12 protein-coding genes are annotated in these 16,133 nt (G+C 45.1%); 9 read left to right on the top strand and 3 right to left on the bottom strand.

The genetic code is table 11. The features are described from left to right. The first annotated feature begins 78 nt into the window (after positions 1-78). Entirely contained in the window at positions 79-1,422 is a 1,344-nt protein-coding gene (locus tag WAE59_RS09910) for a glycoside hydrolase family 27 protein (protein WP_337855796.1), read from the top strand. Between the two features lies 1 nt (position 1,423). Here WAE59_RS09910 and WAE59_RS09915 read toward each other — a convergent pair whose 3' ends face one another. Beyond that, a complete protein-coding gene (locus tag WAE59_RS09915) occupies positions 1,424-2,257 on the bottom strand; it encodes an alpha/beta hydrolase family esterase (protein WP_337855797.1) in 834 nt (277 codons plus the stop codon). A gap of 139 nt (positions 2,258-2,396) precedes the next feature. On the opposite strand from WAE59_RS09915, the gene WAE59_RS09920 reads away from it, so the two are divergent. From WAE59_RS09920 to WAE59_RS09955, 8 genes are all read left to right on the top strand, one after another. Next, complete coding sequence (locus WAE59_RS09920) at positions 2,397-2,990, top strand: RNA polymerase sigma factor (RefSeq protein WP_337855798.1); 594 nt, start codon at positions 2,397-2,399, stop codon at positions 2,988-2,990. A gap of 72 nt (positions 2,991-3,062) precedes the next feature. Beyond that, positions 3,063-4,223 (top strand): FecR family protein, encoded by a 1,161-nt coding sequence (locus WAE59_RS09925; protein WP_337855799.1) that lies wholly within the window; start codon positions 3,063-3,065, stop codon positions 4,221-4,223. A gap of 216 nt (positions 4,224-4,439) precedes the next feature. Next, positions 4,440-7,775, top strand: coding sequence for a SusC/RagA family TonB-linked outer membrane protein (locus tag WAE59_RS09930; RefSeq protein WP_337855800.1), 3,336 nt, complete (start codon positions 4,440-4,442; stop codon positions 7,773-7,775). A gap of 10 nt (positions 7,776-7,785) precedes the next feature. Continuing rightward, on the top strand, positions 7,786-9,219 hold the full coding sequence (locus WAE59_RS09935; protein WP_337855801.1) for a RagB/SusD family nutrient uptake outer membrane protein: 1,434 nt from the start codon (positions 7,786-7,788) through the stop codon (positions 9,217-9,219). Between the two features lie 39 nt (positions 9,220-9,258). Beyond that, a complete protein-coding gene (locus WAE59_RS09940; protein ID WP_337855802.1) occupies positions 9,259-9,990 on the top strand; it encodes a DUF4843 domain-containing protein in 732 nt (243 codons plus the stop codon). 37 nt (positions 9,991-10,027) lie between these two features. Next, complete coding sequence (locus WAE59_RS09945; protein WP_337855803.1) at positions 10,028-11,539, top strand: PKD-like family lipoprotein; 1,512 nt, start codon at positions 10,028-10,030, stop codon at positions 11,537-11,539. Positions 11,540-11,556: 17 nt separating this feature from the next. Further along, entirely contained in the window at positions 11,557-12,591 is a 1,035-nt protein-coding gene (locus tag WAE59_RS09950; protein ID WP_337855804.1) for a TlpA family protein disulfide reductase, read from the top strand. Between the two features lie 8 nt (positions 12,592-12,599). Further along, on the top strand, positions 12,600-14,033 hold the full coding sequence (locus WAE59_RS09955) for a TlpA family protein disulfide reductase (RefSeq protein WP_337855805.1): 1,434 nt from the start codon (positions 12,600-12,602) through the stop codon (positions 14,031-14,033). Positions 14,034-14,424: 391 nt separating this feature from the next. On the opposite strand, the gene WAE59_RS09960 is transcribed toward WAE59_RS09955, so the two are convergent. Beyond that, a complete protein-coding gene (locus WAE59_RS09960; RefSeq protein ID WP_337855806.1) occupies positions 14,425-14,709 on the bottom strand; it encodes a hypothetical protein in 285 nt (94 codons plus the stop codon). Positions 14,710-14,720: 11 nt separating this feature from the next. Beyond that, positions 14,721-16,133 (bottom strand): efflux transporter outer membrane subunit, encoded by a 1,413-nt coding sequence (locus WAE59_RS09965; protein WP_337855807.1) that lies wholly within the window; start codon positions 16,131-16,133, stop codon positions 14,721-14,723.

The raw sequence follows: 16,133 nt of genomic DNA on the forward strand, positions 1-16,133 counted from the left end.
GTTTAAAAAATGTAGTCAAATAAGCGTTAGTGTGACGTTTATTATTTATCTTCGATCAATCCAAATGTTAAACGTAATATGTTAAGAAAAATACTCCTCATTAGCGCCTTCTCCATTAGCACAATTTTTGCACAGGCACAAAGCAAATCGACATTCAAAAGCTGGGCTCAAACGCCACCTATGGGCTGGAACAGTTGGGATTGTTTCGGTTCTACCGTAACCGAAGCGGAGGTGAAAGCCAATACCGATTATATGGCGGAAAAGATGAAGAAGCTCGGTTGGGAGTACATTGTGGTAGACATCCGCTGGTTTGTAGAGAATGACAAAGCAGGGGGGTACAACCAGACGGATCCGAGATATGTGATGGATGAGTATGGAAGGTACCTACCTTTTACAGGTCGTTTTCCCTCAGCAGCAGACGGCAAGGGCTTCAAGGCACTGGCAGATTACGTACACAGCAAGGGCCTGAAATTCGGGATCCACATCATGCGGGGCATCCCTGTAGAGGCCGTGAAGCGCAAGCTGCCCATCAAAGGCGCCAATGGCATCACTGCTGACCAGATTTATACCACCGATTTACAATGTACCTGGCTGCGCGACAACTATACGATCCTGGCCGATAAGCCGGGAGCACAGGAATACTACAATTCGATTCTGGAGCTGTATGCTTCATGGGGTGTCGACTTCATCAAAGTAGACGACTTGTCGCGCCCATACCACCAGGGTGAGATCGAACTGATCCGCAAAGCGATAGACCGTACCGGCAGACCCATTGTCCTGAGTACTTCGCCTGGCGAAACCCCGGTTAAGAATGCCGAACATGTAAAGGAACATGCCAATATGTGGCGCATGGTAGACGATGTATGGGATGTATGGAAAGACCTGGTACACCTCATGAACGTAGCTAAAGGCTGGTATCCCTACATCTCAGAAGGCACCTGGCCAGATTGCGACATGATCCCATTGGGCAGGATCTCTGTACGGGGCGAACGCGGACAAGACCGCATGACCCGCCTGACCAAAGAGGAACAATATTCATTAATGACCTTCTTTACCATTTTCCGTTCACCGCTGATGTTCGGTGGCGATATGCCTTCCAATGATGAATTTACACTTTCCCTGCTGACCAATAAAGAGGTCTTGAAAATGCACAGAGAGGGTATAGAAGTAAAGCAGCTGTTCATGCAGGATGGCAAAGTGGCCATTACTTCACGCAACAAAAAAACAGGCGAACGCTATCTGGCCTTCTTCAATCTGGGAGATAAAGAAAATGCAACCGTATCTGTAAACCTGAGCGAATTGGGTATCAGTGGCAAGCATAAGATCAAAGAACTGTGGACCGGTAAAGTGACGCAGAGTTCAGCTGCTAACATTTCTCAGGAAATCGTGCCGCATGGCAGTAAGTTGTATAGCATTAAATAATTCAGTGAAAGGGAGATTTAGTCTCCCTTTTTTTTGTTTTCTTAAAAAAGTCGATGATGACCTGGTTGGCAGATTGTGGATAGTTGTGTCCGCCCGGACTTTTATAAATGATGACCGGATTGCCTGTTTCAGAGGAGAAGCTTGTTGCGTTCTCAGTAATGCGCGTTCCCTGTTCGGTACAGCCATTCAGTTTCAATAAAAACTCACAGGTATTTTTTTGCCTTTCTGCAGGAACCAGTTGATCCTTTTCGCCATACAAATGCAGTACAGGCTTCGGGATTAATTTGTTCCTGTTTCTGCCAGCCACTGTCGCAGTAGGCGCAAGGCCGGCAAAAAGCTTCCCTCTGTCTGCCCAGAGCAGGTAAGTAAAACCACCTCCATTGGAATGCCCGGTGACAAAAACCCTGTCCTGATCTACCTGGTACTGCGCTATGAAATAGGCCAGCATGGTGTCAAAGAATTTCAGATCCCTGTCGTTCAGGATGCCTGACCGGTTTTGCCAGCCTGAGGATTTTCCTTCGGGATCGGTAAGCAGGCCCGGAGTATTCAGTCCCTGAGGACATATAAATATGGCTTCGGGCCACAATTGGTCAAATCTCCTGGTCCTGTACATGTGTTCCTGGCTTCCGCCATGTCCATGGAAGGCGAAGATGATGGGTGTCTTTTTACTTTTTGACCCTTCGGGGATGTATACCAACGCGCTCCGCGATGTACCCTCAACTTTCCATTCCAGGACTTTAGGTGCCGGAGTTGTGATTTGCTGGCTGACAACAGATTGGCTCTTTATCAAGAAGCCGGTGAGGATGACTATCAGGGTTTTTGTTTTTGTAAACATGTTGATTAGAGTGCAATACCCATGGAAAGGTTTAAGCAAAAAGCGTTTGTTTTTTACTGGAGCCCTGGCAAGAGATTGGAATTATTTTGCGCTCCACTGTGTAGATTAATAAAAGTATTTCTATATTTTAGCTAGGGGAATGAATGCCAATACAGAATTTCAGGAAAAGGAACTTTTGCTTGCTTTAAAGGCAGGGGATGAGGCTGCTTTTAGAAAAGTGTTTGACCTGCATTTTAAGCGACTGCACACCTTTAGCTTCCGTTTTTTAAAAAATAAAGAACAAGCAGAAGAAATTGTCCATGATGCACTTTTGAACCTCTGGCTAAACCGGCTAAAATTAAATGCTGAACTTTCTGTCTTACCCTATCTCTATACCATTACGCGACGTCTGGCTTTAAATGCGCTGAGGGATGTGGCTACTTCGCAAAAAGCAATGGATCGATTATGGGTAACTATGGAAAAGTTGAGTAATGAGACTGAAGAAGCTGTTTTGCTGAGCGATTTGAAGCAGTTTACGGAACAGTCGCTGCAGAGTTTGCCGCTTCAGCAGCAAATTGTTTTCAAAATGAGCCGTTATGAGGGTTTAAGTTATGATGAAATTGCAGAAAAATTGAATATCTCCAGAAATACAGTGAAAAATCATCTTGTCGCAGCTTTAAAAACGCTGAGGACCCACTTCGGACAATCGGATACCGCTTACTTTATATTGTTGTCGGCAATTATTTTTAAATAATTTTCAATTCAACTAGTCCTATTTTGTTTTTGCCGTGTAAAGCATATAAAAGAGGGATAAAAGAAACACCACATGATTACACAAGACCGCCTCAATTTTCTGATGGATGCTTATGCACAGCGAAACATTTCAAGAGCAGACTACGCTGAACTGATGTTGCTGCTTAAAGATCCCGTGTACAAGGATGTGCTGGGCCTTGCAATGGATCAGGTTTTTGAAGAAATACAGCCAGAAGACATGCACACGGAGGAGGAACTGGATGTCATATACAATCGTATTTTAATCGATGCCCGTTTTGATCAGAAAGCCAGGACCACACTATTGCTGAGGAAATGGAAGTTGGCCGTTGCAGCAGCGGTGGCTACGGTTATTTTTGGTGTGGGGCTGTTTTATTTTAACCATTTAGAAGAGACACCCGCCGTGCTGACAAAATCTAAGGAATACAAGATCGTCCCCGGTGGAAACAAAGCTACTTTAACCCTTGCCAGCGGTAAGGTGATCGGACTGAGTGATGCGAAGAGTGGAGTAATAATCGACGGTACTAAAGTAACCTACGAAGATGGTTCGTTATTGCAAGGGGGAGGACAAGCCATTGCTTCGGTTGCGCAACTGATCACGGCAAGTACTCCACGCGGTGGGACCTATGAGTTTGTGTTGCCTGATGGTTCGCACGTATGGCTGAATGCAGCCACTACTCTGAAGTTTCCTTCCACTTTTTCCGGCAGTTCGAACAGAACCGTTGAGTTGAAAAGCGGCGAGGCCTATTTCGAGATTGCCAAAGACAGTGCCCATCCGTTTATTGTGAAAAGTCCGGGACAGGAAATCGAGGTGTTGGGGACGCATTTCAATATCAATGCCTATTTAGAAGAAGATGCGCTGCGGACCACACTGCTGGAAGGTGCTGTTAAAATCAATCAAAATGTATTCTTAAATCCCGGACAGCAAGCCCTGCTTAAAAATGAGAAGATTCAGGTTTTGAATGCAGACATAGAGGCAGCGATGGCCTGGAAGAACGGAGAATTCATCTTTAATCCGGACAGCTTTGAAAGCACGATGAATATGATTGCGCGCTGGTATGATGTGGAGATCATTTACGATTATAAACCTGTTGGACTGCGTCTTTCCGGACAGGTCTCCAGACGGAGAAGTATCACTGAGGTTTTAAATAGACTTCAGGAAATAGATGGTGTTAAATTTAAAGTCGAGGGAAGGAGGATCAGGGTGATTAAATAACTACTTAAAATGGATGATCCTTTTAAAAGCCAGGTTCCGACGGTAATCGGAACCCGGTGAGTGATTGGCATCAGATAAAGAACCATAACAGACATTATCAATCAACGTATATACTCTTGACCAGAGGTACGTTTTAAACCAACCAACTAAATGTATAAAATTTTTACCAACTATTTTGGTACGTGTCCGTGCTATGCCAAAAAAATCCTTTTGACTATGAAGGTAATCGTTGTTATTATTCTTGCGACCATTTTGCAGGTCAAAGCGAATGTCAGCTACGCGCAAAATATCAACTTAAAAGAAAAGAATGCAGCGCTCTCGAGTATCCTAAAGAAAATCAGGTTACAAAGTGGCTATGATTTCGTATATAATGAAAACCTGATCAACGGCATCACCATTGCCCGGCTTGATGTGGTAAATGGCACAGTAGAGCAGGCGCTCAATCAGAGTTTGCACAATTTGTCCCTCACTTATACCATCGATAATAAACTTGTGGTCATCAAACAGAAAGCACTTAACTCCACAAAACTGATACTCGCGGATTCCGTAATTAATGGAAGAGTAATAGATGCACTGACCAAACAAGGGATTTCCGGAGTCAATGTGTCCAATAAGAATAGAAAAGGTGCTGTTCAAACTACTGCCAATGGCTCATTTAGTATCAATGGAGAAAAGGGCGCTGTAATATTATTCAGCTATGTAGGATATCAGCCCAAGGAAGTGGTGATCTCATCTGCCAGAACTCCCTTGGTAGTTACGTTAGAAGAAGCAGTAAATGAGATGAAGGATGTGGTGGTCAATGGTTTGTTTACCCGTAAAGCTGCAACTGCAACCGGGGCACAGACGAATTTCAATCAGGACCAACTGTTAAAAGCAGGCAGCCAGAATCTGGTACAGAGCTTACGCAACTTAGATCCGGCTTTTGCCATCGTAGAAAACATAACGATGGGGTCTAATCCAAATGCACTGCCAGATATCCAGTTGAGGGGACAGTCTGGCTTACCGGATCTGAACGGAGAATATACAGCCAATCCGAATCTTCCTTTGTTTATACTCGATGGCTTCGAGACCACGCTTCAGAAAGTGATCGATCTGGATATGTACCGTGTGAGCAGTGTAACCTTGTTGAAGGATGCTGCTGCAAAAGCGATCTATGGATCCAAAGCGGCAAACGGAGTAGTCGTGATTGAAACCCTCCGTCCGCAATCGGGGCAGCTAATGGTTAGTTATAATACGCAGATCGGTTGGGAAGTGGCCGATCTAAGCAGCTATAAATTGACCAATGCACGTCAGAAACTCGAGGCAGAGGTTGCAGCTGGTGTATACAGAAGTACCTCTCCGGCCAATCAATATACCCTGGCAACGGAATACAACAATTACCTGAGGGCAATAGAAAGTGGAGTCAACACCGACTGGATGTCGAAACCCATTCAAAATGGTTTGAATCAAAGGCATTCGGTAAGGGTAGAAGGTGGAGATCAACAATTGGTTTACGGGGTAAATGCAATGTATAACGGCATTAAAGGAACCATGAAAGGATCTGACCGGAACATCCTGTCCGGTGCGATAGACCTCCGTTACCGCAGGAAAGCATTCAACGTGAATAATGTATTGACCTTACAATCTACCAAATCCAACAATTCCCCATGGGGAAGTTTCTCGGAGTATGTTTCCATGAACCCTTATCTGAACTATACAGATGCCAATGGAAATATTCAGAAGATTGCCAATACAGTAGTGAAACCACCAGCAGGTTCACCAAACCTGACTTCAAGCCCAGTTTACAATCCAGCATACAATGCGACCTTATCTACCTTCGACAGGACTAACTATACCGATATCACCAACAATACCAGCGTAGATTGGCTCATCATCCCTTCATTAAGGGCCGTGGGACGCTTTAGTTTCACCAAACAGGTCAATGAAGTAGACGTGTTCCTGCCTGCAGACCACACTACATTTACAACCACAGAATTCACTTCGGGAGCAGGTGTCTTCAGAAAAGGAAGGTATACCAAGGGAAATGGAGACCTGAACAACGTGATCGGAAACCTTACCCTGAGCTATTCCAAGCTGATCAACAAACATGCCCTTACACTGAACGCGGCCTACGACATGTCGAGCATCCGTTCTACGGGCAATTCTTACATTGTAGAGGGATTTCCAAACGACCGTTTGGACCTGCCTTCATTAGGACTTCAGTATATGCTAAACACACGCCCTGCAGGAACCGAAAGTACCGTACGGGATATGAGTGTTTTGGCTGCTGGAAACTATGCTTACGATGAAAAATATTTACTCGATGCTTCTTACAGAGCTACGCAGTCCTCTCAATTTGGGAAAAATAACCGTTGGGGTAAGTTCTGGTCTCTGGGGCTGGGATGGAACCTGCACAATGAAAACTTTGCCAAAGCGCTGAGCTTTCTTGATCAGTTACGTTTGCGCGCGACTACCGGTTTCACGGGTTCCCAGGGTTTCAATTCTTACATGAGTCTCGGTACACTGCGCTATTACCTGGACGATACTTATGCCAACCAAAATGGTGCTTACCTGATTGGACTCGCTAATCCGGATTTGAAGTGGCAGCGGAAGCAGGACCATAACTTTGGATTGGACCTTGGAATATTCCGGAAATTTAACCTGAATATGGATTATTATATCTCCTATACCGATGGTTTGCTGACAGACATCACACTTCCCCCTTCTGCTGGTTTTGCCACCTATAAAGCCAATCTCGGAAAGGTAGAGAACCGCGGTTTTGACCTAAGATTGCGCTACAGCGTATTCCAGGAATCGGCTACCCGCAGTTCACTGAGCCTGTTTGCCTCCGTGTCCCACAATAAAAATACATTAAAGGAAATCTCCAATGCCTTGCGCAGTTACAACAACAGACAGGATGTAATCAGTAGCAATCCGGCTACAGCTGGTTCCAACACGCCAAGGGTACGTTTTATAGAAGGACAATCCATGGATGCCATTTACGCAGTTCCTTCCCTGGGAATAGATCCGGCAACCGGAAAAGAAGTATATCGGAAACTGGATGGAAGTGTGACCTATGATTGGAAGGCCGAAGATCAGGTGGTAGTAGGTAATAGCCTGCCAGACATCAACAGTAATTTCGGTTTCAATCTCCAATATGCAGGTTTCCTGGTCAATGCCACATTCCGTTACACATTTGGGGCGCAGATCTACAATACCACACTGGTAAACCGTGTGGAAAATGCCGATATCTACCAGAATGTCGACCTAAGGGTATTGACAGACAGGTGGCAGAAGCCCGGCGACATCAGTTTCTTTAAAGACATTGCCGACCGGACGAATACCCGCCTCACCTCCAGATTTGTAGAGGACAACAACCAATTGACTTTTGCTTCCATGCAGGTCCAATACGAACTCGACCGTTTTGCTTCCATCAAGAAACTGGGCTTTAGCAGGCTGAGGGCAGGCTTTCAAACCAATGAAGCATTTGTATTCTCCACGGTAAAGGTCGAACGTGGAACCAGTTACCCTTTTGCACGCTTATTTCAGTTCACATTAAATGCAAACTTTTAAAATCAGGAAAATGAAAGGATCTAAACTATTATATGCAACTTGCTTTTTGATGCTGCTGACCTTATCCTGCAAGAAATGGATTGAGGTGGAACCAAAGACACAAATTGAAAATGAACGTTTTTTTGCCAACGTGCAGGGCTTCACGGAAGCACTAAACGGAGTTTACATCAAAATAGGAACTACCCCCTTGTACGGAAGGGAACTGACCTTCGGGCTTGCAGATGTATTGGGTGGCATGTATAACCTTTCCACCTCAAATGGTTCTGTAGCTTACAGAGATGCTTTTGCCGGTTCTTATCAGAATGATGGGCCGCGTCCGATCATAGAAGGCATCTGGTCCAACAGTTATAATGCCATTTCCAACCTGAACAACATTCTGGAGCAATTAGAAACTGCCGACCGGTCTATGTTCATCGGAAATCAGTACGAGCTGATTAAAGGAGAGGCATTGGGACTAAGGGCTTTCCTGCATTTCGATTTGCTCCGTCTCTACACACCTTCCATTAAAAATGCCGGACTCGATAAGCCGGGTGTTCCCTATGTCACACAATACAGGCCGGTGCTTACGCCCCGCTTAACTGTAGCAAATACATTGGAAAAAATCTCTGCCGATTTGGATGCTGCAGAACTGCTGTTGAAGGCCGACCCATTATTTACCAACGCTGCAGTAAATCTGGAGAGGGACTTAAAATTCAATTACTACGCAGTCAAAGCGGTAAAAGCCCGCGTAGCGCTATGGAAAGATGACAAGCCTGCTGCCCTGGCAGCGGCGGAAGAGGTAATTGCAGCCGCGCCGGTTAAATTTCCTTTTGTGCTGCAGTCTGCCGTCGCTTCCAGCAATGAAGCAGCAAGAAACAGGGTGTTTACCACAGAACATATCTTTGGTTTGTATGTCAATAAACTGGCTCAAAACTACGTAAGCCTGCTAGACAGTACCCGCTTTACCACTACATTGATCATTACCGCGGCAAGATTAGCCGAACAATTTGAAACAGCCTCGGTAGGTACTACCGATTACAGGAATGTATACCTGATCCGGAACCTGACAGGATTAGCTACTCCCAAAATCTTTTTTGGCAAACTGTATCAGGCTGCGGGCATTACTGAAGCCTTTTCTAAACGGATGCCGCTGATCAAGATTCCGGAGATGTACTACATCGCAGCAGAGTGTCTGAAAGATACCGATCCCGCAAAAGCCATAGCCTATCTGACCACAGTGAGGGCGGCGCGTGGCGTTACCGCTACAATCAATGCGTCTTCTACAGCAGTACAGATCCAGGAGGAGATCAGGAAAGAATATTGGAAAGAAATGCCCTCAGAAGGACAATTTTTCTTCTACCACAAACGCATGAACAGTACTGCTGTACCAGGTGTTTCAGGAAGTTATCCACCGGCCCGGTATGTATTGCCTTTACCGCAATTGGAAACAGAATTTGGTTATTAACATGAACATTTCATCACCCTTAAAGCAAATTATAAACGGATGAAAAACTTTAATACATTATCAGCATTGCTTATGCTCATTGCATTGTCTATGGGTTGTAAGAAAAATGAACAGGATAAAGCCTATAAGGATGTCAACAGGATCGGCATTGCCGGAGATCCGCTGGAATATGCGACGGCAGATTCCATTCTATTCAGCTTCGCCGTTTATCCGGCAGGTACCTCAGAAGCAAACGTTTCAGTGATTGGCACCGTAATGGGTGCTGTAGCGACTACCGATAGGGAGTTTAAGCTGGAAATAGATGCCGCTAAAACTACCGCTTTACCGGCAGAGTACGTGCTTCCCGCCAGCTTTATTGTAAAAGCAGGATCTGCAACAGCCAGGATTCCGGTCACCTTGAAACGCAGTGCAAGAATCCAGAATGCCAGTATCAAGCTTGCGCTGAAAGTAGCTGGGAATACCAATTTTGAACCCGCACCGAAGAGTACATTCAGTATGGTCTGGACAGATGAACTGACCAAGCCGACCAATTGGGATGGAGCAAATTCTGTGGGTTTCTATTTTGGGAAGTACAGCAAAGTAAAACATCGCCTGATTGTAGATGCTACCGAATACAAAAACCTCGCAGTACTGAGTGGTAATTATAATGCCCTGTTTTACATCGCCAGCCGGGCATTGGAAGACCTTACTACTTATAATGCGGCGCATCCTGGAAATCCCTTGAAAAGCGAGGGAGGCATTACGATAGGCATTTGCAGCAGTTGTGATTAAATGATGTTCAGACAATAAATCATTAAAATATATAAAGATGAAATTATTAAAGTATTTGATTTGCATGCTTCTTTTAACAGTAGTATTTGCTGCCTGTAAAAAAGACCATAGCAATACATCAGTAAAGGAGCTTCCCGGCTTCTATGTGGATACCGTGGGGGTACAAAAGACCTTCGAGACCCAGCAAAGTGTGGGTACAGTAGTGATCAGCCCTAAGGTGGTTTATGATGGTGAAGCGTCCAATTTGTCTTACCTGTGGCGCGTATATGGAACTACTCCAGACACCGTCAGCAAGGTAAAAGAATTCCGCTCGGTGATTTCCAATAACCCGGGCACCTATACTGCAGAACTGCAGGTGACTGAGAAAACCACTGGAATTAAGGCTTTGATGCGCTATTCAATTATTGTCAATTCGCCACGTCCCTATGGTTGGCTTGTTGCTTACGAGACTGTAGCTGGGGGAAGCACTGATGTTTCACTCATTCGTTCTACGGAACTCATTAAGACGATCAGCACGGACGAGGTGATGCGCGACATCTACAGTGCTGTGAATGGAGGGCCACTTGCGGGAGCTCCTATAGGTATGGTCAGTAATGTTTCCAGTCCGACAGCAGACATGTTGTTTACTACACAAGCTGGTGTTCGGCTGAACAGGCCGGATTATAAAAAACTCCAGGATTTCAACCAGTTGTTTGTCGCAGGAGCGCCATCGCCAAAGCCGGAAGCAGTGATGGAGGTGCCGTTTTTCGGTAACCACCTGATCAACAATGGTGAGGTGTATTGGCAATACAGCGGTTTATATGTCGGAAAGATCTCTGTGGATACCAAAGGCTATAAGGCCGCCCCTTACGGTTATGCCCTATATGGCAAAAACGGTGGGTTTTACGACATGCTAAACAGGCGTTTCATCTACATGGACCAACAAGTGAGCCAGGCTGCTACCTATCCAAGTCCCAAGTCCGGTTCTACCTCCCGGTTTGACTTGAGTAATATCGGCAAAGACCTGGTCTACGTAGGGATTGGTTTTGGTCAGAATGGTGTTTCCTCTAATCCGGATACCTATAAGTATGCCTTTTTCCAGGACATCGATAAAAGCAAACGCTGGTTCTATGGGATGAACTTCACCCTCCCGGATCAGCCAGATCTCTGTATGATCGATATCAGTAGTATGCCTGGAATTTTTGACGCCAAATATTTCGAACTTGGTACATTGGGTTCGGTAGCATTTTACGCTACGGATCAGGTACTGTACAATTTTACCTTCAATACAGCCACAAATACAGCCAGCATTTCAACGGCCGGATTTACTGCACCTGCGGGTGAGCTCATCACTTGTGTGAAGTTGCTTAAGCAAGCAGGTAGTGGATATACCGGGTCCGAAAGTAAAAGCAATCGTCTACTGTACGTGGCTACCTGGAATGCAGCAACGAAGATCGGAAAAGTATACCTGTTGAATGCCAATCCCACAAGCGGGGCCCTTACAGCCACGCCGCTTAAGGTGTATACCGGATTTGGGAAAATTAAAGAAATGTGCTTAAAGCCAGCATAGTCTGAAACCAATTAACTATGAAAAGATATTATTTCATCAAATCTTTATTGTGCACGGTAGTTTTATGCTACGCTGCACTTACGGGTACCGCCCAAGAGGTAAGTTCAGCGGTACAATTTAAAAATCTAGGAGAGCCGGCACCGGCTCTCCATATCGCCAAATGGCTCAAGGGCGACAGTATTGCCGAGTTCAAAAAAGGTCGTGTTTACGTAGTCGAATTTTGGGCTACATGGTGTCAACCTTGTATAGCTGGTATGCCGCACCTATCTGAACTTGCACGTAAGTATAAAAAAGACGTAAGCGTTATCGGTGTAAGTATCATGGAAAGGGCCGCTACTACGATGCCCGACATAGAGAAATTTGTGGCCAGCCAAGGTACCAAGATGGATTACAATGTGGCTGCGGAATCCGGAAAGCTGATGGCAGATCATTGGATGAAAGCCTATGGCGAACGAGGAATTCCGTTTTCATTCGTAATAGACAAAACAGGTCGCATAGTTTGGTGTGGTCCCCCGAAAGGATTAGATCAAGTTTTGCCAAAGGTCATAAACGGTAGCTGGAATATGGAACTTGCTATTCAAAAAAGAAAAGAAGCGCAGCGATTGACTCCAATAGATGGCAATTTTGTAGTCACGACAATGAATCCCTACATGGGGAATCCCGGGCGACCAGAAGCGGCACTGAAAAAGATAGATAGTATACTAACAGTTGAACCTGGACTGAAATACTTCCCGAAAATGGGGCATTTCACTTTTTATGCATTGTCCAAAACAAATCAGAAAAAAGCCATCGAATTCGGGAGAGCATGGTTTGCAGCCAATGATTATCCTGGATATTCGACCGTGACAGATGCTGTCCATGGAAAGAAAGGTTTGATTCCGGAATTGTACCTTTTTGCGGCCGAATGCTATCAAGCGCAACTCGACGCATACCCCTGGAGCATGGACTTTGCCGCAACCTACAAAAGTATGGCAGAACTGTACCTGGCTGCTGGCGATGAAGCAAAATCAAAAGAGTTTCTCAAGAAGGCAGAAGAAGCACCTAAGAAATAAAACCGATTATGAACACAAAAACATTATTATTGGCCGCTGCACTATTGTGTCCGGCAGCAGCCTTGTACGCACAGCGTGGTCCGGCCAATCCCAAGATGACTGCCCTGATGGGTCAGAAAGACAGTACGGCGTTAAACCGCCAATTGGATTCGCTACTCAAAACCAACCAGGAAGAAGACCTGACTTTGCTGATCGGTTATTACAATGCCAAGCAAAACGGCCCAAAACGTGAGGAAATAGAAAAGCTTTCGGCCAGCAAATATCCAAACGGACTTGGTGCCTTTGATCAGGCACTCAATAAAATCTATACAGAAACAGATGGTGCTGTAAATGAGAAAAACTACAATGACCTGATGGCCCGTTTTTCTAAAAATCCAAAACTAGCCGGTCATAAGTTTTTCGATTTTAGTCGGTATTATACCGCAGTTAGTTTCCGCAACAACCCTAAAAAAGTAATGGAGTACCTGAGCCTGATCCAGGACACCGTTTATAAAACCCAGGCTTTTTCTTATGCATCCAGAGAAGCTTATGGCAGGAAAGAATATGTGCTGGCAGAGCAACTGATTAGGCAATCTTTGAATGACCTGGCCAAGCGCAAGGACGAAAGTTCGGCCGCCTATTTCACTTATTTAAAACAGTATGCATCGGCCTTGAATGCCAATCAGAAATATGCGGAAGGATTAAAATACGCCAGGATCGTGCAAGCCAAAGGCGATCAGAAGGACAAGGCATTCGCTGATACCTATATGAATCTGCTGGTGGGCACAGGCGAATACCAGGAAGCTTTTCCTATGATGGAAGAAAGCGTAAGGGAAGGTCGAGCATCTGAATTGGTAAAGGCTAAACTAAAAGATGCTTACAAAGCTGTGAAGGGTAGTGATAAAGACTTTGCTGTGTTTGAGGCCAGTTTACAAAGCAGCTTGAAAGAAAGCATTAAAGCAGGCCTGCTCAAAAAAATGATCAGTGAGCCAGCCTTCAATTTTACGGTGAAAGACCTCAATGGAAAGTTGGTTTCCCTAGCAGATTATAAAGGGAAAACGGTAATCCTTGATTTTTGGGCCACCTGGTGTGGCCCCTGTAAAGCTTCTTTCCCACACATGCAAGCTGCGGTCAACAAGTTTAAAAACGACCCTTCTGTAGTTTTCCTGTTCATTCATACCTGGGAAACAGATGCCAATCCGGTAAAAAGTGCCGGTGACTATGTGAAAAATAATAAATACACCTTCAATGTACTCATTGACCTAAAAGATCCTGTCACAAAATCCAACAGCGCCGCTGTAGGTTATAAACTGAAAGGCATACCTGCAAAATTTGTGATCGATGGCCAAGGTAATATCCGCTTTAATTCTATGGGTAATAGTGCTGCCGGCGACGATGCCTTTGTGGAAGAAATGAGTACCATGATTCAATTGGCAAAAACGCCAGCTTCATTGGGGAAGTAAATGTATAAGATTAGTATTATATATTTCCGATTTTAATTTGATATGAATTCAGGTTGAGTCCAGCTTTTTAACGGAAAAGTTGGACTCAACCTGGACTCATCTTGGAGTCATCTTGGATTCATTAGCTATCATTCTATATAGTTACCTTATGTCCAGAGCTATGACGTGTAGCGATCGAAAAAAATGACTTTTGAAGTCTTGGAAATCGTCTTTGGCCCCGGTACTCCTCCGAAAATATTACACTATATACAAAAAAGAAAATTTACGACTAAAATACAATTTGAGCTAGAGGAGGAAAAAGTAGACTGAGGGGGTTTATTTCGTCGCGATTTGATTGACCGAAGGCCTCTTTTTGCTTTCTACCTGAGACGATTATAACCAGCCCATTCTTTTAAACCAAAAATAGATCAGCACTGTAACCACGACCATGAGCCCGATTATCATCCGGGTCTTTAAATACCTCCAATACCCTGCATTCTGCACCAAACATCCCCAAATAGGCACTTAGTTTGGTACTTACATCTTTCTCTGCAGTTACGCGGAGTACTTTTTCCTTATCATCCAGATCAATTGACCAGTCAATCACACTTTTGAAGAGTGTGATTGTTCTGGCAACGATCTTTAAATAATGAGGTTTCCAAATATCCAGGGACATGACAATGATATACTTCTCCATATGATATCAGTTTAATTGATCCCTCCCCCCAGTGACCTGTACAAATCGGTTAAAGCATTCAGTTTATCTTTCCTGATGGTTACCGATTCCAGGTCATTTTGCAATGAATTGTTTTGCGCAGTGATCACTTCCAGGTAAGTAGCCATGCCACTCTTGTAAAGCAATAATGCATCTGCGTTTGCCTTACTCAGCGCTGCGGTTTTCCTGGCGACGATTTCCAGTCGTTCATCAGTAGCCTTTGACTGGCTCAGTGCGTTCGAGACTTCACCTACGGCTGTAAGTAGGGTTTGTTTGAACTGGATCACTGATTTTTCTTGCTCCAACTGTGCAGTTTTATAGGCTGTGCTCAGTTCCTTTCTTTGGAATATAGGCTGTGCAAGGTTGGCGCCGAGGTTATGAAAGAGTGAGGCTGGAATGTTGAACCATGAACTGGCTTTGAAGGAATTTGCTCCGGACTGGGCAGTGATGCTCAGTGCAGGGTACATTGCCGCTTTCGCCAGTCCTGTTTTTGCATTTGCAGATACCAGCGCATACTCAGCCACACGTACATCTGGTCTTCTGCTCAGCAACTGCGCAGGTACTCCAGCGGAAAATACATTGGCAGCTGGGATTTCCAAACGATCAGTGCGCTCTACTTGAGCTGGATATCTTCCACAGAGTATACTCAGCGCATTTTCCTGAACGGCGATATTCTGCTGAGTTAATGGGACCAAAAGTTCGGCAGTATTCTTCTGTGCCTTGATCTGCTCTACGGCCAATGAGTTGATCTGTCCGGCAGAAAACTGTAAGTTGACCATTCTTAGGGTGCTGTCGCTCAGGGATACGTTTTTATCAGCAATCTCCAGTTGTTCATCCAGGCTGAGCAGGTTGTAATATGCTTGTGCAACCTGAGCGATGAGCCGAGTTTTTAGGGCACGCAGATTTTCTTTCTGCCCAAGATAATCGGCACGTGCCCCGGCTGTACGCATAGCGGCCTTGCCCCATATGTCTGCCTCCCAGGACAGGGACAGGCTGGCGCTGTAATCATCCAGGAAGTTTCCGCCACCCGTTACCTGTCCTGCCAGAGACCCGTTCAGGGAGTTTTTCGACAGGTAGTTCCTGTTTGCAGATGACAATAAACTAAGCGATGGCAAGATGGATAACTTCGCCTGTTTCAGGGAAAGATCCAATTGCTCCAGTGTCAGTACTGCTGTGTTGACTTCATTGTTGCGCTGGAGCGCAGAGTCAATCAGGTTGACCAGCAATGGATCTTTGAAAAAGGTTTTCCATTCCAGCAGCGTAGTATCGCCGGCCAATACGCTTTGCTCGCGGTATTGATCCGGTAGGGCCGCATCCGGCCTGTGGTATTTTTTGCCAACTACACAGGCAGAGAGTGTAATGGCAGCCATCATATAGGCTGCCAATGCTTTCAATTTCATTTTCAT

It is taken from the genome of Pedobacter sp. GR22-6 (assembly GCF_037402555.1).
GTDB lineage: Bacteria > Bacteroidota > Bacteroidia > Sphingobacteriales > Sphingobacteriaceae > Pedobacter.